Source organism: Solimicrobium silvestre (genome assembly GCF_002976435.1).
Taxonomy (GTDB): domain Bacteria; phylum Pseudomonadota; class Gammaproteobacteria; order Burkholderiales; family Burkholderiaceae_D; genus Solimicrobium; species Solimicrobium silvestre.
In genome coordinates this window covers 15,917-40,516 of record NZ_PUGF01000033.1, presented here as the reverse complement: position 1 = coordinate 40,516, position 24,600 = coordinate 15,917, and the positions used below count along the sequence as shown (strand labels likewise).

At 47.0% G+C, this 24,600-nt stretch carries 23 protein-coding genes; 11 read left to right on the top strand and 12 right to left on the bottom strand.

Going from position 1 to position 24,600, the window contains the following annotated elements:
* From S2091_RS22055 to S2091_RS22045, 3 genes are all read left to right on the top strand, one after another.
* Positions 1–420: an SRPBCC family protein gene (locus S2091_RS22055; protein WP_105534137.1), complete on the top strand. Its 420-nt coding sequence runs from the start codon at positions 1–3 to the stop codon at positions 418–420.
* On the top strand, positions 421–1,074 hold the full coding sequence (locus S2091_RS22050; protein WP_105534136.1) for a GNAT family N-acetyltransferase: 654 nt from the start codon (positions 421–423) through the stop codon (positions 1,072–1,074).
* Between the two features lie 92 nt (positions 1,075–1,166).
* Positions 1,167–1,472 (top strand): hypothetical protein, encoded by a 306-nt coding sequence (locus S2091_RS22045; protein WP_105534135.1) that lies wholly within the window; start codon positions 1,167–1,169, stop codon positions 1,470–1,472.
* A gap of 124 nt (positions 1,473–1,596) precedes the next feature.
* On the opposite strand, the gene S2091_RS22040 is transcribed toward S2091_RS22045, so the two are convergent.
* From S2091_RS22040 to kynB, 5 genes are all read right to left on the bottom strand, one after another.
* Positions 1,597–3,093, bottom strand: coding sequence for a hypothetical protein (locus tag S2091_RS22040; RefSeq protein ID WP_105534134.1), 1,497 nt, complete (start codon positions 3,091–3,093; stop codon positions 1,597–1,599).
* Positions 3,094–3,256: 163 nt separating this feature from the next.
* Positions 3,257–4,093: a tryptophan 2,3-dioxygenase gene (gene kynA, locus S2091_RS22035; protein WP_105534133.1), complete on the bottom strand. Its 837-nt coding sequence runs from the start codon at positions 4,091–4,093 to the stop codon at positions 3,257–3,259.
* A complete protein-coding gene (locus S2091_RS22030) occupies positions 4,090–5,469 on the bottom strand; it encodes an amino acid permease (RefSeq protein WP_105534132.1) in 1,380 nt (459 codons plus the stop codon). The genes kynA and S2091_RS22030 overlap by 4 nt, the downstream gene beginning before the upstream one ends.
* Positions 5,470–5,565: 96 nt before the next feature.
* Positions 5,566–6,810 carry a kynureninase gene (gene kynU, locus S2091_RS22025; RefSeq protein ID WP_105534131.1) on the bottom strand — a complete coding sequence of 415 codons (1,245 nt, stop codon included), beginning with the start codon at positions 6,808–6,810 and terminating at the stop codon, positions 5,566–5,568.
* 33 nt (positions 6,811–6,843) lie between these two features.
* On the bottom strand, positions 6,844–7,473 hold the full coding sequence (kynB, locus tag S2091_RS22020) for an arylformamidase (protein WP_105534130.1): 630 nt from the start codon (positions 7,471–7,473) through the stop codon (positions 6,844–6,846).
* A 139-nt stretch (positions 7,474–7,612) separates the two neighbouring features.
* Here kynB and S2091_RS22015 point away from each other — a divergent pair, with 139 nt between their 5' ends.
* From S2091_RS22015 to S2091_RS22005, 3 genes are all read left to right on the top strand, one after another.
* Positions 7,613–8,092, top strand: a complete 480-nt coding sequence (locus S2091_RS22015; RefSeq protein ID WP_105534129.1) for an Lrp/AsnC family transcriptional regulator — start codon at positions 7,613–7,615, stop codon at positions 8,090–8,092.
* A 69-nt stretch (positions 8,093–8,161) separates the two neighbouring features.
* On the top strand, positions 8,162–8,419 hold the full coding sequence (locus S2091_RS22010) for a type II toxin-antitoxin system ParD family antitoxin (protein WP_105534128.1): 258 nt from the start codon (positions 8,162–8,164) through the stop codon (positions 8,417–8,419).
* Positions 8,419–8,742, top strand: coding sequence for a type II toxin-antitoxin system RelE/ParE family toxin (locus tag S2091_RS22005; RefSeq protein WP_105534127.1), 324 nt, complete (start codon positions 8,419–8,421; stop codon positions 8,740–8,742). Before S2091_RS22010 ends, S2091_RS22005 begins: the two co-directional genes overlap by 1 nt.
* A 64-nt stretch (positions 8,743–8,806) precedes the next feature.
* Here the strand turns inward: S2091_RS22005 and S2091_RS22000 are convergent, their stop codons facing one another.
* Entirely contained in the window at positions 8,807–10,666 is a 1,860-nt protein-coding gene (locus S2091_RS22000; protein WP_105534126.1) for a S53 family peptidase, read from the bottom strand.
* Between the two features lie 1,022 nt (positions 10,667–11,688).
* Complete coding sequence (locus S2091_RS21995) at positions 11,689–12,402, bottom strand: rRNA pseudouridine synthase (protein ID WP_105534125.1); 714 nt, start codon at positions 12,400–12,402, stop codon at positions 11,689–11,691.
* 274 nt (positions 12,403–12,676) lie between these two features.
* Between S2091_RS21995 and S2091_RS21990 the strand changes: the two genes are divergently transcribed.
* Complete coding sequence (locus tag S2091_RS21990) at positions 12,677–14,119, top strand: metallophosphoesterase (RefSeq protein ID WP_105534124.1); 1,443 nt, start codon at positions 12,677–12,679, stop codon at positions 14,117–14,119.
* Between the two features lie 57 nt (positions 14,120–14,176).
* Here S2091_RS21990 and S2091_RS21985 read toward each other — a convergent pair whose 3' ends face one another.
* The 3 genes from S2091_RS21985 to hutC all read right to left on the bottom strand — a co-directional run bounded on the left by S2091_RS21985 (position 14,177) and on the right by hutC (position 16,639).
* Positions 14,177–15,400 carry a M56 family metallopeptidase gene (locus tag S2091_RS21985; RefSeq protein WP_105534123.1) on the bottom strand — a complete coding sequence of 408 codons (1,224 nt, stop codon included), beginning with the start codon at positions 15,398–15,400 and terminating at the stop codon, positions 14,177–14,179.
* Positions 15,390–15,764, bottom strand: coding sequence for a BlaI/MecI/CopY family transcriptional regulator (locus tag S2091_RS21980; protein WP_207769784.1), 375 nt, complete (start codon positions 15,762–15,764; stop codon positions 15,390–15,392). The genes S2091_RS21985 and S2091_RS21980 overlap by 11 nt, the downstream gene beginning before the upstream one ends.
* Before the next feature lie 137 nt (positions 15,765–15,901).
* Positions 15,902–16,639: a histidine utilization repressor gene (gene hutC, locus S2091_RS21975; RefSeq protein WP_105534122.1), complete on the bottom strand. Its 738-nt coding sequence runs from the start codon at positions 16,637–16,639 to the stop codon at positions 15,902–15,904.
* Between the two features lie 285 nt (positions 16,640–16,924).
* On the opposite strand from hutC, the gene hutU reads away from it, so the two are divergent.
* The 4 genes from hutU (at position 16,925) to hutI (ending at position 22,636) form a co-directional block, all read left to right on the top strand.
* On the top strand, positions 16,925–18,625 hold the full coding sequence (gene hutU, locus S2091_RS21970; protein WP_105534121.1) for a urocanate hydratase: 1,701 nt from the start codon (positions 16,925–16,927) through the stop codon (positions 18,623–18,625).
* Between the two features lie 457 nt (positions 18,626–19,082).
* Positions 19,083–20,624 carry a histidine ammonia-lyase gene (gene hutH, locus S2091_RS21965; protein WP_105534120.1) on the top strand — a complete coding sequence of 514 codons (1,542 nt, stop codon included), beginning with the start codon at positions 19,083–19,085 and terminating at the stop codon, positions 20,622–20,624.
* A 190-nt stretch (positions 20,625–20,814) separates the two neighbouring features.
* Positions 20,815–21,426, top strand: a complete 612-nt coding sequence (locus S2091_RS21960; RefSeq protein WP_105534119.1) for a HutD/Ves family protein — start codon at positions 20,815–20,817, stop codon at positions 21,424–21,426.
* Positions 21,404–22,636, top strand: coding sequence for an imidazolonepropionase (hutI, locus tag S2091_RS21955; RefSeq protein WP_105534118.1), 1,233 nt, complete (start codon positions 21,404–21,406; stop codon positions 22,634–22,636). The genes S2091_RS21960 and hutI overlap by 23 nt, the downstream gene beginning before the upstream one ends.
* 141 nt (positions 22,637–22,777) lie before the next feature.
* On the opposite strand, the gene S2091_RS21950 is transcribed toward hutI, so the two are convergent.
* Both S2091_RS21950 and S2091_RS21945 read right to left on the bottom strand, forming a co-directional pair.
* Positions 22,778–24,091, bottom strand: coding sequence for an MFS transporter (locus tag S2091_RS21950; RefSeq protein ID WP_105534146.1), 1,314 nt, complete (start codon positions 24,089–24,091; stop codon positions 22,778–22,780).
* A 242-nt stretch (positions 24,092–24,333) separates the two neighbouring features.
* On the bottom strand, positions 24,334–24,534 hold the full coding sequence (locus S2091_RS21945) for a DUF2783 domain-containing protein (RefSeq protein ID WP_105534117.1): 201 nt from the start codon (positions 24,532–24,534) through the stop codon (positions 24,334–24,336).
* Between the last annotated feature and the right edge of the window lie 66 nt (positions 24,535–24,600).

The window sequence follows — 24,600 nt, the reverse complement described above, 5'->3', positions numbered from 1 at the left end:
ATGGAATCCAAGCATAAAATAATCACCGTACAAGCCACGATAAATTGTCCGATTCAAAAAGCATGGGAATTCTGGACGTCGCCGGAACATATCGTGCAATGGAATCATGCAACCAAGGATTGGCACACGACACGCGCTGAAAATGATTTGCGGGTTGATGGCAAATTTTTGTACAGAATGGAAGCGAAAGATGGCAGCATGGGCTTTGATTTTTTGGGAAGCTATAAAGCGGTTATTCGTCATGAGTTAATCGAATATCAAATCGGTGATGGGCGCTTAGTAGAAATCGTTTTTTCAAGTGATGGCAACCAAACAAAAATAGTAGAATCATTTGAAGCTGAAGCCATTCATTCACATGAGATGCAACAACAAGGCTGGCAAGCTATTTTGACTAATTTTAAAAAATTCGCCGAGAACTAATTGAACGTTGACCATAATCTGAAGGTACATAAAGAGATCGTTAAAGCGTGGGTGCTTGGTTGGACACTCTCACGCGGAACGGCTCCGCCTGTGCAAATTGAAAATGCTTATCGGGTAGACGTCGGTTTGCCGGACCATTGCACCCGTTATGTTTTGCCACAGCTAGACCCAAACTTTTTACATGACTTGACAGAGCAACTTTTAGAGCCGGGAACGTGGCTCAAAATTTGCGCTCCATCCGCATTGGTTGCGCCGTTACTATCGCAAGCCTGGTCGATAAAAGATACTGGCCACATGATGATCCGGGCACTGCGTGTTATGGCAAGACCTGCGCCGCCAGACTATCTGTTGGTGACAACATCGGATGGTGCCGTCTTGGATGTGAAGATGTTAGATCAAGCGGGTGAAATAGCGGCAACTGGCCGCATAGCTGTTATTCAACCATTTGCTGTTATTGATCAGGTCGTGACTAGCCCATCGCATCAGCGTCGCGGGTTGGGTAGTTTTGTTATGGAGGTTCTTTGCCAGCACGCCGCGGAACAAGGTGCACAAACAGGTGTGTTGGTCGCCACGGATGAGGGCATGGCGCTTTACCGAAGTCTGGGTTGGGCTTTGCATTCAGTGGTTACTTCGGCGGTTATTGAGATGGGATGAGATTGTTGACAGGGCTAGGTTGAATAGTCACAATTGTCTCAAATAGTGTGAATAGTTCAGTCATATTTCAGCCATTTATCGTGAGTCACATCATGACAATCACCTCCCAACAACTGCAGGAATTAATGGAAGAAGTCGAGCGCGAAGATCCTATCGATTTTGCCGATTTACCGTTTAATGACCAAGATTTGCGTAGTTTGATTTCCAACCATGTATGCGACATGGCGGCAGCGTTGGAGAATTTTAGCGAAGAAGATAAGCACCTGACTTTGTTAGCCGTCGCAGCGAAACTGGTTCTTGAGAATTTCGTTTTACACCTGCGCTTGTTGACTAAATACGGTGTGCCGGTAAACCCAGATGTGCAGGCTTTATTGCGGGAATTGCGGGATAAAAAATAGAGCGATGGGTTGAATAAAGCTCAATCAACTCAGCTGTGTGAGTGATATACGATGAATCACTTCAAAGGAGTTTTCTGAACAGCTGTTCAGAAAACTCCTTGTCGTTTGCGCTATCGAAGTCGTGTCAATTGCTGTCGGGCGTTACATAAATAGTAGCCGCACTATTAAAAGCCAGCGTGGTGTTGGCATTCGTGTTGTTGAGCAAGGTGGCGACAACATCGCCAACAAATACCTGGCGGGTACTGTTAACCATGGCCGATGCATTGGCCAATACAGAAGTGCCGGTCACGCTGCCAGCGCAGCTAAGTGAACCGCTAGATGCCAGGGTGCGATCGACCAGGTTAATGCAGCCATCATATTCGTCACTGGAATTGATGAACACGTTACTTGAAAAGCTGAATGCCATCACACCAGCACAGGTACCCCCGGTAGAGCAGGCTTTTAATGCGCTGGGTTGTGCAACCGCCGTGTATTGAGTATAGCCGGCTGACGGGCCGCTTCCACCGCCTGCGTCGCCAGGGCTGCCATTATTGGAAATGAGATAAGCAACGTTATTGGCTTCATCGATATAGACGCGATGAAATTCAAAATCGCATTGCCATATTCCATTTGCATAGCAGCTATCTGAGGCGGCAACGTTGGAACCCATGTTGATATATTCAAATGCCGTGGTGCCTGAGCCGGGCGTGTTGATGCCGGTAATTACTGCAATCGCGCGATCAATTGCGTAGCGTCCTTGTGGACGTTGATCTTCCAGTGTCATAACATTTAAGGTGCCTGCGCTGGCATTTAGTTTAAGCCAGACGGCGTTACTCGCGGGAGTTGTGGTCAACATTTTCGTATAGTTGCTGGAACTGACTGCCGTCACAACAACGGCTAAGGTTTGTCCTGCCTGACTGCTAGGGATGCCGCACCCCCCGGAAGAAATCGGTTGATAGATGGTATTGGTGGTGTCACTTGGTAGCGCCACATTGAGTGGCCCGGCAACGGGCAAACCATCGGTATCGGTTTCTGCTGCGGTTAATAAATTACTGAGAGCACAAATAGTAGTTAGTGCATTATTTAGCCGGCCAAAAATGGTGGTTGATGCGCCATTGCCATTTTGAAAGTTAGGATCCAGAGCTTGGCCCATGTAATTCTTTAACGACTCATTGCAGGGTATGGTTATGGTGCCATTGGTGCAATTATTGGTTGACCCAACTGGAGTAAATCCGCCGCCCATGTACTGATTGACCATTGAAAAATCGCTATTAAGAGGCGGGCTGCCATTTTCCGGGTCCCAGATTACCGATAAGCCCAAGTCGGCGGCAATCGCTTCATTATATAGACTTAAATTCTTGGGGAAAAAATGCCGGATGTAGTTTTTGAAATTGAGTGCGGTGACAACGCTGCTGTTATTAAAGTGCGGCGCTTCTTGGGACAGATTTGTATGAACAGCAGCAGCTGCCGCATTAAAAGTGACTGGAGTTGGCGTACTGCCAGAGGAACCAGAGGTAACAGGAGAGCCAGAAGAGGAACTGCTGCCACTGCAAGCAGATAAAATTAAGCAAAAAATGAAAGAAATGAAAGCAGTGATTAATGTGGAATGTTGGCTAAGGTGCCGGCCATGAAAATTAAACATGATTACCTTACCTATCGGGTGGACACCGAATTAGTCTAGGTCACAGAAATGTGCTATTCAAGGAGAAGTACGAGTAAGAATCGGGCTGAATGGTGGGGTCAATGTAGGCGTTGAGTGTTGGGCTAATAGTGCTCTAGCCCAACTTACTAAAATCAATAAATAATCATAATTCAGTACGCAGCGCAAACAGCTCCGGAAACAAAACTACATCCAGCATTTTACGTAAATAACTTACGCCCGCTGTGCCGCCGGTGCCGGTTTTGAAGCCGATAATCCGTTCTACTGTCGTGACATGGCGGAAGCGCCAAGTGCGGAATGAGGTTTCTAAGTCGACCAATTTTTCGGCCAGTTCATATAAAGCCCAGTGCTGTTCTGGCGCTTTATAAACTTGTGTCCACGCGGCTTGTACCGATGCATTGCTTTGCATCGGTAGGGTCCAATCTTGCTGCAGACGGTTGGCTTCGATTGTTAAACCGCTTCTGGCCATGAGTAAAATCGCTTCGTCATAAATGGATGGCGTCGTCAGCACTGCGTCCAGTTTGGCGTAGTTTTCTGGCGCGCTGAGGTGGACTTGCATTAAGGTCGCGTTCTTATTGCCCAGAATGAATTCCAGCTCGCGGTATTGGTAAGATTGGAAGCCGGATGATTGACCCAGATAAGGGCGGATTGCGGTGTATTCCGGCGGCGTCATGGTAGCCAGCACGTCCCAGGCGTGGACTAGCTGATCCATGATGCGAGCTACGCGGGACAGCATTTTAAAAGCCGGCGGTAAATCGCCGGTACGCATTTGCTGACGTACTGCGTGCAGCTCATGCAGCATGAGTTTGATCCATAACTCGCTGGTTTGATGCTGAATGATGAACAGCATTTCGTTATGGTTAGGCGAAAGTGGATGTTGGGCAGAAAGTATCTGCCCCAGTCCTAAATAATCGCCGTAGCTCATATCTTTACTGAAATCCAGTTTGGCGTCGTGCCAGTCAGTTGGTTTGGTCGTGGTCATGATGGTATTGGTGGTTTGCGGTTTTTTTGAAAATAAAATAACAGTATTAGAAGAGCTAAAAATGGAATGCCGAATACTAAGGTCATTCTAAATATTTCTGTGAAGGCGGTGGTAATTAAAATTGCCAGCATCAGGATAAAGCCCAGCAGGGTCGTGACGGGAAAGCCTTTGAGTTGGAATGATAAGGCCGGCCCGCCATTGTTATTACGGTGAATGCGGAAAAAATAGTGGGTGACAAAAATCATCATCCAGGTAAATAAAGCACCGAACATTGACAGTGCCACCATTAAGGTAAATGCCGTGTCAGGGAACAGGGTGTAGACGATGGTGGCGAGTGCAATGCCACTGGTAGATAGCAGTAATGCGTTGAACGGAATGCCGTGCGCATTTAATTTACCCAAACCTGCAGGAGCATCGCCGCCGCGAGCCAGGCTGAACATCATGCGGGTGGTAATGTAGAGCTGGCTGTTCATCGCTGATAGTGCGGCAACCACTACGACAAAGTTGAGTATTCCTGCGGCATAGGGAATCTTCAGGGTTTGCATTACTGTCACAAAAGGACTTTGACCTTGTTCGATTTCTGTCCATGGAACGATGGCGACGATTAACGCCAGAGTAGTCAGGTAAAAAATACCTAAACGCAAAATGGTGGCGTAAAAAGCTTTTTTGACGGCTTGCTCCGGATTCTCAGCTTCACCCGCCGCTACGGCGATCATTTCTACGCTCAAATAGCTAAAGATGGAAATAACAACGGCGACCCACATGCCAGTCCAGCCATGTGGCAGAAAACCACCTTCCAGCGAATAGTTATGTAGGCCGTATTCGGGTAAGTCGGGGCTGATTACTACATAGGCACCAAGGATGATGAAGCCGATGATGGCAAATATTTTGATAGTGGAAAACCAATATTCGGTAGTGCCAAATGCTTTAACGCTAAAAGCATTAACAGCAATTAATACGCTGGAAAATGAGACGATCCATATCCAGGCGGGTACATCTTTAAACCAGAATTGCATGTATTCGGCAACCGCCGTAATTTCAGTGCCCACGGCTAATACGATGGCCGCCCAATAAGCGTAGCGCACTAAAAAACCAGCCAGCGGGCTGATGTAGTGTTCTGCGTATGCACCGAACGAACCGGTGGTGGGATGGGCGATAGTCATCTCGGCTAAACAGCCCATTAATAACAATGTAATGAACGCACCGATCGCGTAACTTAAAATTACGCTTGGGCCGGCAAAGCCGATGGCGAATTTACTACCTAAAAATAAGCCGGTGCCGATTGCTCCGCCGATGGCGATCATACTCATTTGTCCGGCGGTGAGTTTTTTTTGCAAGCCGTGTTCACGCTGGGTGATTTTGTCGAAATTGTTCATGCTGTCTCCAAATTGATGAGGGAAGCTGGCGCACTTTTTAACTTTTTTAACTGCTAGGCGCTTACTTCCTTCAATTTCCCCTGGTTTATTTTATGATCAGGTTACGGCATGGCGCGTGGCATTAATTTGATACGCTTGCGTGTCTAAAATGTCGCGCAGGGCTTCTACTGCATTCCAGACATCGACAAAGCCGGTATACAGCGGAGTAAACCCAAAGCGTAATACCGCGGGTTCGCGATAGTCGCCAATGATGCCGCGCTCAATCAATGCCTGAATAATCGGGTAAGCATGTGGATGAGTAAAGCTGACGTGGCTGCCGCGCTTGCTATGCGAACGTGGCGTTACCAGTCCGAGCGGATGGTTGGCGCAGCGCTGCTCTACTAGCTGGATAAATAAATCGGTGAGTGCTAGCGACTTTTCGCGTAGTGCGGTCATGGAAGTTTTTTTAAATACCGCCAAACCGGTTTCTACCAGCGCTAGCGAAATCATCGGCTGGGTGCCGCACAGGGCGCGCCGGATGCTGGCTGTGGGAGTAAATTCTGGCTGCATGGCAAATGGCGCTGTATGCCCCCACCAGCCGGATAGCGGATGCGTAAATTTTGCCAGATGACGTTCTGCCACCCAGATAAAGGCCGGTGATCCTGGGCCGCCATTCAGGTATTTATAGGTGCAGCCAATCGCAAAATCGGCGTTGGCAGCATTTAATTCAACCGGTACAGCGCCAGCAGAGTGGCATAAATCCCAGATCGCCAGCGCGCCTTGTGCGTGAATGTGTGTAGTGAGGCTGGTCATATCCAGCATTTCACCGGTGCGGTAGTTGACGTGGGTGAGAAGTGCTACGGCGACATGTTCATTAATCGCGCTGTTTAACTGTTCAGGGCTGTCGACCAGTTCCAGGCGATAACCACGATCTAGCCATTGCGTGAGGCCTTGCACCATGTATAAATCGGTTGGAAAATTACTGCGCTCAGAAACGATGATTTTTTTATGCGGATGCAGTTCTGCTTGCAAATGTAATGCGGCAGCCAGAGCTTTGAACAGATTGACGGAAGTGGAATCTGTGACGACGACTTCGGCCGGATTGGCTCCAATTAACGGTGCCAGCATGTCGCCGAGGCGGGACGGCATATCAAACCAGCCGGCAGAATTCCAGCTGCGGATTAAGTCTTGTCCCCATTCTTGGGTTATCACTTGCTGGGCGCGGGTTAATGCGGCTTTGGGCTGGGCGCCTAGCGAGTTGCCGTCCAGGTAAGTCACGTTTTTTGGTAAATCAAATTCATTGCGCAGTGGTGCTAATGCGTCGTTTTGATCGAGAGTTTGGCAATGGGATTTTGTGATCATCAGAGCGTCCTTTAGTGAGTTGATGCAATAAGTTTAAGCAATAAGCGAGCGCAAAATCGCCCGCACCGGGCTGGCATCCAAACCAGCAAATTTTAAGGGCAGGGCAATCAGCTCATAATCGCCTGCGCTAATTTCATCCAGAACAATGCCTTCCAAAATCGCCATGCCATGTTTTTCTACGGCGTGGTGCGCATCTAAGGTTTTAGAATCTTGCGGGTCAAGTGAGGGGCTGTCTATGCCGATCAGTTGTACGCCGTGCTCGGCTAATAAATGAATTGCGGCGGCGGAAATGCAGGGGAATTGATCATCCCATTGTTGCGGTGTTGTGGTGTAGGTGCGCAGCAAAACGCGTGCAGGAATTTGGTTTAAATGCGCTGTGAGTTGTTCGGGCTGAACTACGCGTGTGCCTTGTAAATCGATGACCCGACATGCGCCAATATAGGCATCCAGCGCAACTTCGTCGATAGCTTTGGCATTGACGCCGTAATGGGAAGGCGCGTCGCAATGTGCGCCGGTATGGCTGGACATGCTGATTTTGCTAACTTTAACCGGGCAGCCGTTGGCAATTTCCCAGGTTGTTTCCGATTGATAGGGCGTGTCGCCCGGCCAGACTGGTAATCCCGGATGCAGGGTTGGGCTGATGTCCCACATTTTTTTGCTCATGTGCAGTCCTTTTAGCGATAAAGTGATCAAGACATTTTATTCTAAAAAGTATAAATTTTTCTTGCAAACTGGCTAGTTATTTGCCATAACTATAGAACATACCATCACAATGTAGTATTAATCTGGAGGAATTGGTCAAATGGAACTCGATAAAACTGACTTGGCTATTTTGCGCTATCTGCAAGAAGATGGTCGCATTAATAATTCTGATCTGGCCGACAAAATATTTCTCTCGGCTTCTTCCTGCCTGCGCCGGGTGCGTGCCTTAGAGGAGGCCGGCGTTATTTCGAGTTATTGCGCGGTGCTGGATGCAGATTCTGTGGGCTTGGAAGTGGATGCCTTTGTGCAAGTCACCATGCGCCGCGACATAGAACAGTGGCATGAAAATTTTAGTAAAGAAATTCAACATTGGCCAGAAGTAGTTGGGTCCTTCATCATTACCGGCGAGGCTAATTACTTATTACGGGTGCGGGCGCGCAATCTTAAGCATTATTCGACTTTTATTATGGATCGCTTGTATAAAACTTCCGGTGTATTGGATATTCGCTCCAACATTGTTTTGCAGACGTTAAAAGATACCCATGTGATTGATTCGGCGTTGCTGAAGAGTACGGATTAGTGTAGTGCTGTTTGCTTATGGCTTGGCATATAATGGCATTTATTGTCATTGTGATGGAGGGAGAGCCTTATGCAAAGCATGAACATTTCGTTGCCAGATCCACTAAAAAAATTTGTGGACGACCAGATCGCTGAAGGACGGTATAGCAGTGTCAGTGAATATATGCGTGAACTGATCCGAGATGATGAGAAACGCAAAGCTGAAGATCGTCTCGAAGTCTTGCTCCTTGAAGGACTAAGCAGTGAAGAGACCGAGTTGACCCGGGAGGATTGGAACATTATCCGTAAAGAAGCATTGGCGAGAATTAATAAGAAGAAACAAAGTTAATGCCGACGGTTTATACCCGGGAAGCAGCACGGCAGGATTTGATCGAGCGTTACGCGTATTTAGCAGAAAATGCTAGTTTGACGATTGCGGAACGATTTCTTGTGAATGCAGAAACTAGTTTTGCCAATTTGTCTCAACAACCGATGCTGGGTACGCCGTTGAGTTTGAACAACCTTGAACTCATTGGCATGCGTAAATGGTCGGTGAAAAATTTCGATAACATTCTCATTTTCTATCTGCCACGTCATGATGGAGTCTCAATTGTCCGCGTTTTACATGGTGCACAGCAATGGTGGGAATTATTAGGAGTTCTTGAAAAATAGGCTCGCAATAAACGTGATTCCCGCCGAAACGAGAATCACGTAACTGAAATTAATCGCTTAACGCTTAATAACCCCATCCCGACAATGTTCTAGCCAGGTTAGTTACATCCAGTGCGCCTATTCCCGAAGCTGGATTGTAGCTATGGGTTGCTTGCCAATATTCGTTATCACCGGAAGTAATCGCTCTGAATGGCGAGTTGTGCGAATAACCGTATTGCTGTAGCAACGCATACAGTTGCGGATTCAAATGACCAAGCCGCGTGCCGCTGAACTGAGAGAGTAACGCAGTAATGCCATTTAATTGCGGTGCCACAAAGCTAGTTCCACCCCAGCCATATTGCCATGCGCCACCCACATATAAAGCGTAGCCGGTATCAGGATCGGCATTCAAAGAAAGATCGGGTACATTGCGTCCAACATAACCTGCCGGTAAATCAACCAAGTCTTGCGGACCAGTGGGCGATTGGCAGATTAATGATTGATTTGCAGCGCTGACCTGCGTGCCGCTAATGTATTTTTGATACCTTGGTAATGGATAATTCACACTCACGCCACCGCCACCGCCGACTGGGAACACGTCCGCATAGTAGACGGCAGATCCATAGTAAGTTTCTATGTAATTTTGCAGGTAATCCCATGCCCAAGGACGGTCTTTTGGTACGGTGATGCTGGCATTTGGAAAGGTTTGTACACCAGCCAACGTCAAGCCACCGGCGGCTACTACAAATGGATCACTCGCTGGCGAATCAACGCTAAGCAATTGGCTGCAACCTGGGTAAGCATAAGGCCCTTGATTATCATTGATGTCATAAGCGCCTTCATCACCGGCTGCTGCAAACATCGTAATACCTTGCGCGGCCAATTCTAAAAATGCTTGATGCTGACCAGCTAACACGTCGCTATCTTGAGCTATTTCAGGTTCGCCCCAACTGGTCGAAAGAGTATCCACAATATTGTCTGACGCGGCTTTAAAAAATACATCGATAAAGCCCGCATCGGTATTTGGCGCATCATAAACAAACACTTTGGAGGCCGGTGCTAAACCACCCGACTGTTCAACATCGAGCGTAGTTTCACCTGAACCATTCGTGCCGGCACCACCGTCCACATGAACTTGGACGATTTTATTCGGCGACACCTTGAGTCCGACACTTTGCCAATAAGTGTAAGCATCGCTAGGGGTAAAGGTTGCTAAGGTCGCGATGCCGACAGCGCGGCCTTGCCCAAGAATGTGATGCTCATACAAAGGGTTGATGTTGTATAAGCTCGCTACGTCAGCGACGGTAAATAAGCCTGGCGCATTAGCTGTGGTGACGCCATTTAATAATTTAACCGAGTTCGCATTAATGCTTAAGGCACCGCCGGTCGCCTTAGCCAGATTACGCGACATGGGGTGTGCTTTTGGTTTTGTGTCTAATCCAGTCACCGTTAACACCACATCGGCAACGCTGTCAGGGATGCTGACTTTACGATTCGGTTTGCTGTAAAGGGTAGTATTTTCTTTGTAGTTATGTACCTCGGTATTGAAGAATTGATTCAGTTGCGCGGTGGTTCCTGTGGCGCGAATAATCATGTGGTTTTTATATACTTCGTTGACCTGAATACCTAATTGATTTAGCGCTGCGGTTACCCGGCCAATGTCGGCGTCAGTAGGCGCATAGTGGCGCGCAAAATCGTCAACTGATAAAAATTGATGGTATCGATTACTGTTGGGGTTGACTGTTGCTGCGATGAAGTCGGTTAGGTGATCGACATTGCGCAATTGAAGAACGATCGATACGGTTTGTGTTTGAGTTGGTGCAGTTGCTCCTAAATCCTGAGCGGTTGCAGATACTGTTGCGGCAAAAGCGCCGCTAGATGACCATAGTGCGCCTACAAATAAACCAGATACTAATGCGGCTAAAGGCTTAGTTCTTAATTTCATTTAAAGCTCCCCGGAATGGATTTTTATCGAGTTTTGTTTTTCGCAAATGATAAATAGCGAAAAAGTATCTTAGGTGATAAAAAAAGAGAAATCTAATAAATCCTGAGGAGTGTTGGGAATAGCATTAAAAGTAGTGCTTTAGTAATTATAAAAAAATATCAGTGGATGGTCTGACTAGTTAAATAGATATAACTGGATGGAAATGTTGTTGTGGAGAGTAAGGGGAAATTGGCGATGCTGATTGAAATTTGGTTGTGTTGCTGTTGAAGTTGGTTTTGACGTTGTTGTTGACTTTGACCTACCTCCACTTCTAGTTCGGCCGGTTTTTCTAAGGGAAAAAGGATCAGAAAGGTTCGTTGTCTGAGCGCAGCGAGTTTCGAACTTTTCCCTTTTTTCCTTAGAAAAATCGGGGTTTCCGAAATAGCGTGGTCGCCTTTTTTTGCTTACTTTTTTTGGCGAGAAAAAAAGTGAGTAGTTGCCGGTGTAGCAGGGGTTTTGAGTGGCATGCCACTCACCTGCGGAACGGTCTCCGCATGCAGGCGGAGACTCCCTCCCTATAGGGATACAGGGTCTACCACCGGCCCCAAGCCTTAAATTTGTCATCTTGGCTGATTAATTTAAGCCTGCGCAACATCATCTTGAACTTTGGAAATAAGTCAAAATCGGTTGATATAAGGTTAGTTTTTGAATTGCTTTGGAAGTTGATTTTAGTTCAGTAGGCCGGTGGTAGACCGGCAGCTACCTGCCTTTTTTGCGTCGCCAAAAAAGGTAGGCCAAAAAAGGCGACCACGCTATTTCGGAAACCCCGATTATTTTACGAATAAATGGGAAAAGTTCGAAACTCGCTGCGCTCAAACAGCGAACCTTTCTGATCCATTTATCCGTAAAATAACCGGCCGAACTAGAAGTGGGGGTAGGTCAAAAGCAACGTCAAAAGCAACGTCAAAAGCAACGTCAAAAGCAACGTCAAAAGCAACGTCACCACCAGCGTACATTAACCAGCTAAGTAAAAAAACTACTCCTTAAAACCGCTCATACCCCAGCAAATAACGCCATTGCCCAACAGGTAAACTAGACAATGGAATCCTCCCAATCCGCAATCGTTTTAAGCTAACTACAGTAAGCCCAACTTGCTGACACATATGTGTAATTTGATGCATTTGCACACCCTTGACGGCAAAGCGCAGGCGGGTTTCGTTTTGCCAGCTGACTTTGATCGGAGCCAAGGCGCGGCCATTAAAACTTAAGCCGTGGTTAAGTAACGCTAAACCGCCATTGGCTATGTCACCGGACACTTCAACTAAAAACTCCTGTTCAAGTTTAGATGCATCATCCACTAATTTACGATTGACATTCCAGTCTTGAGAAAACACCACCAAACCACTCGCTTCTGTTTCTAACGCATTGGTAAGTGTCAAATTAGTGGTGTGGCGTTTTAAAAAACGATGGCCGGAACGGTCGCCCGCTGCCATGGTTTCTAAAGAAAGCTGCTGTACCAGTGTTTCTGTGACAACGCCAGCCGGCTTGTGCCACAAAATGGTCACATCAGCCAGCGTAGCTAAACTGGCTTTGGGCATTAATTCAACCAGTTGCTGTTCTAGTACGCGAAAGCCCGGTTCTTCTATCACTAATCCATCGACTGTCACCCAACCACCGGCAATATATTGTTCAGCTGCCTGACGTGAGCAGGGAATTTGTTCTGCTAAGCGTTTAGCAAGACGTATGGAATTTGACATGATTTTTTGATGAGGCGTGTGAAGTTAGCTATTGTAACGGGCTAAGCTGTAGCCCAACAACTGTTGATATTCATAATGCCGTAATAAAGATGCTTTAGCATTCGGGCTCACGAGTTATCACTGGAGATTTTTTTGAAATCGATGTTAGAAAACGCTATCAGTTCAGCTATAGCAATGGCCATTAGTACATTTCCCATCCTCCTTTTCTTAAACGCGTGCAGTACCGTTTAGCATTTGGGCTCACGAGTTACCACTGGAGATTTTTTTGAAAACGATGTTAGAAAGCGCCATCAGTTCAACTATAGCAATGGCTATTAGTACATTCCCTATACTTCTTTTCTTAAGCGCATGCAGTACCGTTTCGCTAACTAAATCAACGAATGCAGCCCAAGTACAGGCAGATGCCGCTCAAATTCAGGCTGCATGGGTTGTGATTGGCGAGCAAGGGCAGGCAGTTGCCCGAGTAATTACACGCGCTGCTGTTTGCCCGGTAATGCAGCAAGACGATACGGAGTTGCCTATGCAAGTACGTGCAGCATCAGGCACCGTAGCGCAGCGTACTACGCTTAGTAGTACGGCTGATTCCAAGCCGTCCGAATTCCCCGTACTGACTTGTGAAGCGCAGTTGAAGTCAGGCGTTATATCAGCAAGTGTGGCAGGTAAGCCGCTGCCAGTGCCTAAACCTGTCCCGTTAAAAATTTTAGTAGTTGGTGACAGTGGTTGCCGGATGAAATTAGCGGATAACGCTTTTCAATCTTGTAACGATGTCGATAAATGGGCGTTTAGTACGGTAGCAAAAACAGCTGCCGGTTTTGCGCCGGATTTAGTGATCCATGTGGGCGATTATCAGTATCGCGAAAATCCTTGCCCAGCCGGTAATGCCACTTGCGCAGGCAGTCCGTGGGGTTTTGGTTGGGATACCTGGCAAGCGGATTTTTTTACTCCAGCAGCACCCTTATTAGCAGCAGCTCCTTGGGTAATGGCGCGTGGAAATCATGAGTCTTGTGCACGAGCGGGGCAGGGTTGGTGGCGTTTTATGGATCCACGCGCTTTGCAGCAAGGTCGTGATTGCAACGTAGAAAATGATGATATGCAAGGCGACTACAGCGCGCCATACGCTGTTCCGCTAGGTGCCGGTGCGCAGTTGATTGTGTTTGATTCTTCTAAAACATCAGCTAAACCATTAGCTAAAACTGATTCGGCTTATTCGATTTATTCTGCACAATTTAAAGCCGTTGATCACTTGGCAGAACAAGCCGAATTTTCTATATTTTTGGAGCATCATCCGATTTTAGGCTTTGCACCGGAAAAGAAAAACACCAGCGGAGTTGAAGTAAAACCCGGCAATTTAGCTCTGCAAAGCGTGCTGCAAGATCAGCATCCGCAGCGTTTATTTGCACCTAACGTACAACTTCTGTTAGCTGGGCATGTGCATTTATTTGAAGCAATTACTTTTGATACTGATCACCCGATGCAATTGGTTAGTGGTAACGGCGGCTCGTCACCGGATGTAGATTTGCCAGCTAAATTATCGCCGCAAGCGACCCCGTTTGTTAATGCAAAAGTGGCGCATTTTAATAGCACTAGCCAAAGCGGCTTTATGACTATGGAACGTGCTTCAGTTACAGCGACTGACTGGGTAGTTAAAGCGTGGGATAAAAATGGCGTGCTGATGACGACTTGTTCGGTAAGTAAGTTGAAAAAGGAATGCAGTTAGCAGGTAAACCGCGGAACAACATTGCGTATCGTGCGCAATGTTGTTCCTAGTACTAAATTATTTAGGGCTAGTAGTTGCAGTTGGTTTTGCTTTTATATCCATGGTGAATTTTGAAGAGCCGTTGCCATACTCGATTTTGGCTATCTCGTCATTATGACTAATCAAGATCGGGTGACCGATAATTTTATCTGCCTGAGCCAAGGTCACTTCAAATTTGACGGATTTTTCATTAGGTGCTGTTAGCTTCACGGTTCCAGACCATTTATCAGCAGCCCCACCTACTAGTGCAAAAGATTCACCTGTCAATACATGAATAGTTGAATTCGTCGCTTTCCCATCTTCTGTTGTCACTGTCGTGGTTACATCGTAACCCTTTTTATCGCGCTCTTTAGTTGGCGTAGATTGCGCTGCCCAAGTTACGCAAGTCCCCAATGTAATCAGTGTAATGAGGAGCGCGCTACCAATATGACGTTTCATAGAATGCGGAGTGTTGACATTAATTTGCATGATTCTTTCCTTTAAAAAGTGGCGTGATTGCCAGGTACAGGCTACGGGTACATCAAACTGCAAAGACTTAGTTTTTAACATTGCATTTGCATAAGTTTTACGTGCATTTCTATGATGACGAATGACTAGTGCATCGCAAGCCAATTCCTGATCAAATCGAAATCGTGCTGCGCAAAAATGTATAAGCGGGTGAAACCAGAACACGCTTTGCAGTAATGCGCACATTGCATTCGCCCAGTTGTCACCCCGCTGGCGATGCTGCCGTTCGTGCGCCAAAATCAGTACTTGTTCGATCGCTGTGTAACGGCTGGCAAAGTCACCAGGCACCACAATTTTTGGTCGCAATATACCAACTAATGCAGGGCAGATATCGTGCGCTTGCGCCGTATAGATATCGCCAATTTTTTCGATGCGGCCAAGGCTGCGCATGAATTGCATCTGTCTCCAGTACAGCAATCCCAGGCTGAATAAAATTCCGATGATCCAGAGCGCGGTTATTAACAGGGCGGTATCTATAGTGCTGGTGGGAGCCAGTGCAATCGCGTTAGTTGTAAATGCCGGAAGATGTAACGCTGGCAGCGGTAGATTTGCTCTAGGTATTAATAACGGTAATAAGCATGTAAGCGGCAATAACGGTACGAGCAACCAAACTGCATAGCCATGTGGTGCACCAAACTGACGGCGTAATACAGTGCGCAGTAAAAGCGCGAGTAGTAATGCGACAGTAAGCGCAATGGTTGTTTGTATTAATGTCGGAATTAGTTCATTGCTCATCGCTCATCCTATCGATCAAGGCTTTTAGTTCTGCCACTTCTTTTTTGCTGAGTTTTTTGTGCGCGCCAAAGTGGGCGACAAACGGTGCTAGCTGACCGCCGAATAGCCGCTTTAACATGCTGTCGCTTTCGCTGGATAGCCATTGTTCGCGTGTTAAAACCGGCCAATACAAGAAGCGGCGGCCATCTTTTTCTGAGCGTAATGCGCCTTTTTTGAGCAGGCGATTGAGGAAGGTTTTAACGGTGGGTTCTTGCCAGTCCTGTTCATCAGCAAGTGCAGTGACGACATCGCTGCAACTGAGTGGATTTTTATCCCAAAATATTTTCATCACTGCCGATTCGGCTTCGCTAATCGTAATTGTCATACCGCGCCCCTTTCAAAATTTAATTTAATGATTACACGTGTAAACGTTTAAATCAAGATGCGTGCAAAAATAATTAAATATGTGTGGAAAATGCTACATGCGGGTATATGGTTAAAAAATTTGTATGATTGTGATGACTAAAACTGACCTGCAAATTGATAACGATTACCCGGGTGCCACATGGTCGCAATGGAAGCGATTTGACTGCGAGAAATAGTTTCGCGATGTAAAACAAGGCAGGGCAGGGTGCTTGGAATTGCCAGCATTTCTGCAATTTTGGCAGGCGCTACGACCGCTTCAATCCGGTAATGGACTTCTTGCAGCGGTGCAGCAGCCATCAGGTACTCATTCGGCGTGATATTGGAAAAATTTTGTTGTAAATAAGCTGGCGCTAAGCTTGAATTAACCCAGCGATCTTCGACCTGAATCGGAATGTCATTTTCAAAATGCACAATCACAGAATGAAATAAAACATGTCCCGTTTCTACATTAAATTGCTGCAATAATTGTGCGCTTGGTTTGCCTTTTTCAAGCAAATGCAATGCACTGCTGTGGACATGCCCGCGAGCTCTCACTTCTTCGGCGATGCTTTTAATAGCGACCAAAGTAGCTTGATATTTTTGCTGTGCGACAAACGTGCCAGAACCTTGAATGCGGATTAGTAGTTGCTCGTTCGATAATTCACGTACTGCCCGGTTCACCGTCATGCGTGACACGACAAACTGTTTGGCAAGAACCGCTTCAGAAGGAATCGCATCGCCTTCTTTCCAGGCACCTTGCTGGATTTCATCCCTGATGTAGTCTTTGATTTGCTGAAATGCAGGAATAGTTGAGTTGCTGATTAGCCTGGAAACTTGTGCAGTTTGGATAGTCATGAAGATAACAAAGCCTAAATAATTGCATAAGAATCGAATAGTAAACCTTTTAAGTACTTGAGTAACGCCGCCGATGTTTTATATTTAAAAGGGCTAACGAAAAATCGCCCCAGCGGCGTTGTGCTCTTCTTTGCGTACTTAAGTACTGCCTGCGTCGGCAGGTCTTGGCAAACTCGTTGCTGGAACAATTTTGCGTAAGCCCTGATGCAACAAAAAAGTGCTTGCGTTGGTTGTATATACAACTTAGAATTCGAAAATCACCAACCCATCCCATGAAGGAAGACCATGAATAGCTTAAAAGACGATCCTCGCTATGACGCAACTCGTGTAATTCGCGCTACACGCGGGCCAGAAAAAACATGCAAAACATGGGTTGCCGAAGCGGCATATCGCATGATTCAAAACAATCTGGACGCTGAAGTAGCAGAAAATCCAACGCACTTGGTGGTGTATGGCGGTATTGGGCGCGCCGCGCGCGATTGGGCCTGTTATGACCAAATTCTCGCGAGTTTGAAGGAGTTGGGCGAAGATGAAACCTTGTTGGTGCAATCCGGTAAGCCGGTTGGGGTATTTAAAACCCATGAAGATGCACCGCGCGTTTTAATCGCTAATTCAAACCTGGTACCAAAATGGGCGAACTGGGAACATTTCAATGAACTCGACCGCAAAGGCCTGTTCATGTACGGCCAGATGACGGCGGGTAGCTGGATTTACATCGGTACACAAGGCATCGTTCAAGGTACTTTTGAAACCTTTGAAGAAGCTGGTCGCCAGCACTTTAATGGTGATTGGGCAGGTCGCTGGATATTGACAGCAGGTTTAGGCGGCATGGGCGGCGCACAACCGTTGGCTGCTACTTTTGCCGGTGCAGTGTCATTGAATATTGAATGCCAGCAAACCAGTATTGATTTCCGCCTTCGTACCCGTTATGTCGATAAACAAGCGCGTGACTTGGATCATGCGCTGGAATTAGTAGCTGAACATTGTGCTAAAAAAGAAGCTATTTCAATTGCCTTGTTAGGTAACGCCGCAGAAATTTTGCCAGAGCTAGTTAAGCGTGCCAAAGCCGGTGGAATCAAGCCGGATCTGGTTACGGATCAAACTTCTGCGCATGATTTAATTAACGGTTATTTGCCAATCGGTTGGACCGTCGCACAATGGAAGGCCGCACAATTAGACTCCAAACAACATGCGCGTTTAACTGCTGAGGCTGCCGCTGGTTGCGTAGCACACGTTAATGCCATGTTGGAATTCCATAAAATGGGCATTGCAACGGTGGATTACGGTAATAATATTCGTCAGGTGGCTTTTGATGCCGGCGTTAAAAATGCCTTTGATTTCCCGGGTTTTGTACCTGCCTATATTCGCCCCTTATTTTGTGACGGCAAAGGCCCGTTCCGTTGGGTGGCATTGTCGGGTGATCCGGAAGATATTTATAAAACAGATGCCAAAATTAAAGAATTATTCCCGCAAAATGCAGGCGTGCATCGCTGGTTGGACATGGCGCGTGAACGTATCGCCTTCCAGGGTTTGCCAGCACGAATTTGCTGGTTAGGTTTGGGTGAACGTCATATTGCTGGTTTGGCGTTTAATGAAATGGTTAAAAATGGTGAACTGAAAGCGCCTATCGTTATTGGGCGTGATCATTTGGATACCGGCTCGGTTGCTAGCCCGAATCGTGAAACGGAAAGTATGAAAGACGGTACTGATGCAGTTTCTGATTGGCCGTTGTTGAATGCGTTATTGAATACGGCTGGCGGGGCTTCTTGGGTGTCATTGCATCACGGTGGCGGGGTTGGTATGGGTTACTCACAACATTCTGGAATGGTGATTGTGGCGGATGGTACTGATGCTGCCGCTAAACGCTTGGCGCGGGTGTTGGTGAATGATTCTGGGTCTGGGGTTATGCGGCATGCTGATGCTGGGTATGAAACTGCGGTGGCTTGTGCTAAGCGGAATAAGTTGAATTTGCCGATGATTAAGTAAGGATTGGATCGATTTTACTGTCTGTTGTTTTTATTGAGTTTAGTTGGTCGGGGGTAGCCCGACAGCTACCTACCTTTTTTGCGTCGCCAAAAAAGGTAGGCCCAAAAAGGCGACCACGCTATTTCGGAAACCCCGATTATTTTACGAATAAATGGGAAAAGTTCGAAACTCGCCTGCGGCTCAAACAGCGAACCTTTCTGATCCATTTATTCGTAAAATAACCGGCCGAACTAGAAGTGGGGGTAGGTCAAAAGCAACGGCAAATTCAAAAGCAACAGCAGCGACACGGTAGATTTGTAGGGTGGGCACGGTTTTGTGGTGTAGCCAGGGTTTCGACTGGTATGCCAGTCGCTGGCGTAACGGTTGGGCTATGCAGAGCCCAACTCCAGTGCATTCAAAGTGGGCTTGTAAATGCCCACGTTTTTTAAGAATTTAAATACAACAAGGATTATTGATCATGATGTCAACTTTCACTATTCAACCAGGTCAATTCAGTTTGGCCGATTTACGTCAAGTTTGGCAGACGCGTTCTAGCTTGGCGCTTGCGCCGCAAGCGTATGTGGCGATTGATGCTTCTGCGGCGGCGATTGCTAATATTGTGGCTCGCGGCGATGCGGCCTATGGGATTAATACCGGGTTCGGTAAATTGGCTAAAACACGGATTCCAGACGATCAGCTGGAACTGTTGCAGCGCAATTTAATTTTGTCGCATTCAGTGGGTACCGGTGAGTTGATTGCCGATAATGTCGTACGCCTGATTTTGCTGATGAAAATCGGTAGTTTGTCACGCGGCGTTTCAGGCATTCGTCGTTCAGTTATTGATGCCATGATCGCGCTGTTCAACGCAGGCATTACACCTTGCATTCCGGTTAAAGGTTCGGTCGGTGCATCAGGCGATTTGTCGCCGTTGTCACACATGACACTGGCTTTGCTCGGCGAAGGTGATGTGCGTGTGGCGGGTGAAATAATGCCAGCAATGGATGCATTGAAACAAGCCGGCATTACACCGGTGGTATTGGCCGCTAAAGAAGGTTTGGCGCTGATTAATGGTACGCAAGTGTCAACCGCATTGGCGTTGAATGGCTTGTTTTTAGCAGAGCGTTTATTAGAAGCCGCTACTGTTGCAGGTGCGATGTCGATTGATGCAGCAAAAGGTAGCGATGCACCGTTTGATGCGCGTATTCATGCGGTACGTGGCCAGCCAGGGCAAATTGCTTCCGCCAAGTTGTATCGCGAATTATTAGAAGGCAGCGCGATTCGCAAATCGCATTTAGTCGATGATGAGCGCGTACAAGATCCTTACTGCTTGCGTTGTCAGCCTCAGGTGATGGGCGCATGTCTGGACCTGATTAATAATGTGGCGCGTACTTTGTTGATTGAAGCGAATGCGGTTACTGATAATCCATTAGTGTTTGTGGAAACCGAAGAAGTTATTTCCGGTGGTAATTTCCACGCTGAACCAGTAGCTTTTGCAGCAGATACCTTAGCTTTGGCGATTGCTGAAATCGGTTCTATTTCCGAACGCCGTATTGCCTTATTAATCGATGCTTCCAATTCAGGTTTGCCACCATTCCTGGTGCCGTCATCGGGTTTGAATTCCGGCTTCATGATTGCGCACGTGACTGCCGCTGCGTTAGCTTCCGAAAACAAATCGTTGGCACATCCGGCTTCGGTAGACAGCCTGCCGACTTCGGCTAACCAGGAAGATCACGTCAGTATGGCGACTTTTGCTGGACGTCGTTTGCATGAAATGGCGCACAACACGGCTGTTATCGTTGGTATTGAATTGCTGGCCGCAGCGCAAGGAATCGATTTCCATGCACCATTAGCCACAGCACCAAAACTGGCTGAAGTACATCAGCGTCTTCGTACTCAAGTCAGCTTCTACGGACAAGACCGCTTGTTTGCACCGGACATCGAAGCCGCTAAACAAATGGTACTCGCCGGTGCATTAAGCGTGAATTGCCAAGAAGTGTTTGCTGGATTGTATTTAGCGTAACTTTTAACCTAAGTAGGATTTACGCGAGTGACTATGTTAATTAACGGTGACATTATTTTTCGTAGGGGCATCCCTTGTGGGTGCCCTTGGTTACCAGGAACTAACAATTTAGTTATTTATCGAAGGGCACCCACAAGGGATGCCCCTACCAATTGGTTCGTGAATTCTATGCATACGTAATTTATTACTCATGAAAAAACTAAGCCCCGCTGATTACCGCAGCATGCCTTGGAAAAACGGCGCAGGTACCACCATTGAAATTGCCGTTTTTCCAGAACACGCTAAGTTAGAAGATTTTATTTGGCGCGTTAGTCGTGCTCAAGTAGTTAGTGATGGCGGTTTTTCTCACTTCGCCGGTATTGATCGTTCGCTCGCACTTTTACAAGGTTCGGGCATGCGGTTATCGGTGAATGAATTTAGCCTGAAAGTCGATGCAGAAAATAATATCGCCATTTTTGCAGGTGACGCAGCAACCCATGCTGAATTAATCAATGGCGCAATCAGCGACTTTAATTTAATGAGCCGCCGTTCGATTTGCTCGCATAAATTAAACCACTGGGTTGGTGCAGCAACGCGGCAATTGCCAGTAGGCGCAGTGTTACTTTACTGCGCGCAAGGTTCCGGGCAACTGCGCGGAAAAAATACGACGTACGATCTCGATCTGCACGAAGATGAAACACTGCAATTTTCCTCAACTGAAGAAGTCAATGAATACACGTTGCACAGCACTGCTGGCAGCAGTTTTTATTGCGTGCAAATTACAATGAATGGTGACAGCAATGCAAACTCCACAGTGGGATAGTCTTTGGCTTAACGTTCATCTGGCGACCATGTCGGATGATGCCAGTTACGGCGAATGCCGGGATGGCGCAATCGCGGTTAAAGACGGCGTGATTGCGTGGTTGGGTAGTCAATCTGCGTTGCCGCATAATCATAGCGCCAAGCATATCTACGACGGCAAAGGTGCATGGCTGACGCCCGGTTTGATTGATTGCCATACCCATATTGTGTATGGTGGAAATCGCAGTAATGAATTTGAAGACCGCTTAAACGGCGTTTCATACGAAGAGATTGCCAAGCGCGGCGGCGGCATTGTCGCCACCGTTACAGCTACTCGTGCTGCCAGCGAAGCTGAATTGTTTACGCAAAGTTTAGTCCGGGTTATGCGCTTGTTACAAGAAGGCGTAACTACCTTGGAATGCAAATCCGGTTACGGTTTGGATTTGGCGACTGAGGCCAAAATTTTGCGCGTTGCTCGCCAACTCGGCCAAGAATTACCGGTTCGAATCAGCACCACATTTTTAGGCGCGCATGCGGTACCACCAGAATATGCAGGCCGGGCAGACGCGTATATTGAGCTGGTTTGCGAGCAAATGTTACCCGCCTTGGTTGAAGAAGGTTTAGTGGATGCGGTAGATGCGTTCTGCGAAAAAATCGGTTTTAGCCATGCTCAAACCGAGCGCGTTTTTCAAGCAGCAAAAAAGCACGGCTTGCCGGTAAAACTGCATGCCGAACAATTATCCGATCAAGGTGGCGCTGCGCTCACCGCCCGTTATCAAGGTCTATCTGCCGATCATCTGGAATACTTATCGGATGAAGGCATTGCTGCCATGGCGGAAGCAGGCACGGTCGCGGTGTTATTACCCGGCGCGTATTATTTTTTACGTGAAACCAAGTTGCCCCCATTAGCTGCTTTACGCGCAGCCGCCGTTCCCATCGCCATTTCAACCGATTGCAATCCAGGCACATCGCCAATGACATCACTATTGTTGGTGATGAATATGGCCTGTACCTTATTCAGAATGACGCCGCTGGAAGCTTTGCAGGGCACGACGCGGAATGCGGCAAAAGCGTTGGGAATGTCAGACAAAATAGGGCAGTTGGCCGTTGGCATGAAGGCCGATTTTGCTCTGTGGGATGTCGATAGACCAGCAGATTTGTCGTATGCGATTGGTGCAAATCCATGTAGTGGCGTGGTATTTGATGGCCGATTACTGAAAATTAACGGCTAAATTTCGACAAAGTAAATAATCAATGTAGTTAAATTGACTTAGATCGATCATTGTAATTGTATGCTGGGGCATTCTAAACTATGGCTAGTTTAGAATGCCACAGCTTCCGTTTTAACTAATTAAAGTTAGACTGTATGTACCTCACTTCCGCCGCGTAACCCACACCAACACAAAACAACTCCCCGCCAATAAACCACTCAATAAATAGATAGCCAAATCCATACCCCCTGTTGCCATCTTTATCTGCCCAATCACATACGGGCTAACTATCCCACTCGTAATGCCAATGCTACTAATTAATGCTACGCCGCTAGCAGCCATTTTTTTGGATAAATAAGAAGTAGGAATCGCCCAAAATATCGGTAAAGCAGAAAATATCAATGTCGTGGCAATCGACAATAGTCCCATTGTGAGCACAAAGTTACCAGGGTGCGTAGTCAATAGCAGTAATGACGCCGCACCGCCCAAGGCGCAACATACAAAATGTCCCACTCGCTCATTCTTATGATCTGAGTGGCGCGAAATAGTAATAATGCCGATAATCGCCAATGCGTTTGGAATCACAGAGTAGAGGCTAATCTCCACCACATCGGTCACACCAAAATCACGGATCATGGCAGGCATCCAAAAACTGAGCGTTAATGATGCGCACGTCAATGAAAAATACACAAAGGCAAACATATAAATACGCATAGTGCTCAGCAAGGATAAGATCGTCGGGGTCACAATGTTGAGGGTATTTTCGTTTTCAAGATCAGCGGCAATACGCTGTTTTTCAGCATCGTTCAACCATGCGGCATCTTGAGGTTTGTCGTCTAAATAGAAGTACGCAATACCAGCCAAAATAAGTGCGGGTGAACCTTCAATCAAAAACATCCACTGCCAGCCGAACATGCCCATCACACCGCCCATGCTCTGCATAATCCAGCCCGACACCAAACCACCCAATACGCCAGCGACTGCCACGCCCGCGAAGAAAATGGCTAGTACCGCGGCGCGTCTGGCTGGAGGAAACCAGTAGGTGAGATACAGCACAATGCCGGGAAAAAATCCTGCTTCAAACACGCCCAACAAAAAACGCAAACTATAGAAATGGTTAGGCGTTACCACAAACATCATACCGACCGAGGCCAGTCCCCATAACAGCATGATGCGCACAAAGGTTTTGCGTGCGCCGATTTTTTCCAGCAATAAATTGCTCGGCACCTCAAATAAAACGTAACCGATATAAAACACGGCTGCGCCTATGCCATACATAGCATCGCTAAATCCTAAATCGGTCTTCATCTGCAATTGGGCGAAGCCAATATTGATGCGATCCAAAAATGAAATGACGTAGCAAACGAATAAAAATGGAATGATGCGCAATGCGATTTTTCGGTACAGCCTGGCATCAAATTGAGCGCTGGTTGTTAATGAAGGATTGGCATTGGGGTAGTCTGATTGATTAAGCATGATTGTCTCGTGTAATTTGTTTTTATAAGGGCGCATATGTTCATGAAGTAGAAAATGCCTGCGAAGATGCAGGCGCTTGCCGCATTCATTTTTTATAGGACTTACGCTCCAATCACCATTAACGTCATTCCCGCGTAGGCGGGAATCTAGGAATTCACACACTTAGCGGTGAAAGCACTACGTGCTACTGGATCCCCGCATTCGCGAGGAAGACGATTTTGCGTAAGTCCTAATTTATTTATTCACCGATGCCGTACGCCATCACGCGCCAATGTCATCGCTTCGAGGAGCGTTGCCAAATCACCGATGTGGTTGGCAAGAATTAAAATCAGTTGCGCATTCATCGCCTGACTTTGATCATTGGTTAAATCGTGGTGGCACTGAATTAACCAGTCATAAAATAAGTCGTGATTCGTTATATTGGGTGCGGTGTTAATAGACATGATTTCTCCTGACAATGTGTTGAATTAGATTTAATTTGCTTGAGTTGGTCGTGCAGAAAGTGGCCG

Bases quoted from the DNA above. Each gene is read 5' to 3' on its own strand.
- S2091_RS22000 (WP_105534126.1), bottom strand. From the start codon at position 10,666: ATGAAATTAAGAACTAAGCCTTTAGCCGCATTAGTATCTGGTTTATTT.
- S2091_RS21945 (WP_105534117.1), bottom strand. From the start codon at position 24,534: ATGTCTATTAACACCGCACCCAATATAACGAATCACGACTTATTTTAT.
- S2091_RS21980 (WP_207769784.1), bottom strand. From the start codon at position 15,764: ATGACAATTACGATTAGCGAAGCCGAATCGGCAGTGATGAAAATATTT.
- S2091_RS22030 (WP_105534132.1), bottom strand. From the start codon at position 5,469: ATGAACAATTTCGACAAAATCACCCAGCGTGAACACGGCTTGCAAAAA.
- hutC (WP_105534122.1), bottom strand. From the start codon at position 16,639: ATGACTATCCAAACTGCACAAGTTTCCAGGCTAATCAGCAACTCAACT.
- S2091_RS22040 (WP_105534134.1), bottom strand. From the start codon at position 3,093: ATGTTTAATTTTCATGGCCGGCACCTTAGCCAACATTCCACATTAATC.
- S2091_RS22015 (WP_105534129.1), top strand. From the start codon at position 7,613: ATGGAACTCGATAAAACTGACTTGGCTATTTTGCGCTATCTGCAAGAA.
- S2091_RS22055 (WP_105534137.1), top strand. From the start codon at position 1: ATGGAATCCAAGCATAAAATAATCACCGTACAAGCCACGATAAATTGT.
- S2091_RS21995 (WP_105534125.1), bottom strand. From the start codon at position 12,402: ATGTCAAATTCCATACGTCTTGCTAAACGCTTAGCAGAACAAATTCCC.
- kynU (WP_105534131.1), bottom strand. From the start codon at position 6,810: ATGATCACAAAATCCCATTGCCAAACTCTCGATCAAAACGACGCATTA.
- S2091_RS21950 (WP_105534146.1), bottom strand. From the start codon at position 24,091: ATGCTTAATCAATCAGACTACCCCAATGCCAATCCTTCATTAACAACC.
- hutI (WP_105534118.1), top strand. From the start codon at position 21,404: ATGCAAACTCCACAGTGGGATAGTCTTTGGCTTAACGTTCATCTGGCG.
- S2091_RS21960 (WP_105534119.1), top strand. From the start codon at position 20,815: ATGAAAAAACTAAGCCCCGCTGATTACCGCAGCATGCCTTGGAAAAAC.
- hutH (WP_105534120.1), top strand. From the start codon at position 19,083: ATGATGTCAACTTTCACTATTCAACCAGGTCAATTCAGTTTGGCCGAT.
- S2091_RS21985 (WP_105534123.1), bottom strand. From the start codon at position 15,400: ATGAGCAATGAACTAATTCCGACATTAATACAAACAACCATTGCGCTT.
- S2091_RS22010 (WP_105534128.1), top strand. From the start codon at position 8,162: ATGCAAAGCATGAACATTTCGTTGCCAGATCCACTAAAAAAATTTGTG.
- S2091_RS21990 (WP_105534124.1), top strand. From the start codon at position 12,677: ATGTTAGAAAGCGCCATCAGTTCAACTATAGCAATGGCTATTAGTACA.
- S2091_RS22005 (WP_105534127.1), top strand. From the start codon at position 8,419: ATGCCGACGGTTTATACCCGGGAAGCAGCACGGCAGGATTTGATCGAG.
- S2091_RS22045 (WP_105534135.1), top strand. From the start codon at position 1,167: ATGACAATCACCTCCCAACAACTGCAGGAATTAATGGAAGAAGTCGAG.
- kynA (WP_105534133.1), bottom strand. From the start codon at position 4,093: ATGACCACGACCAAACCAACTGACTGGCACGACGCCAAACTGGATTTC.
- kynB (WP_105534130.1), bottom strand. From the start codon at position 7,473: ATGAGCAAAAAAATGTGGGACATCAGCCCAACCCTGCATCCGGGATTA.
- hutU (WP_105534121.1), top strand. From the start codon at position 16,925: ATGAATAGCTTAAAAGACGATCCTCGCTATGACGCAACTCGTGTAATT.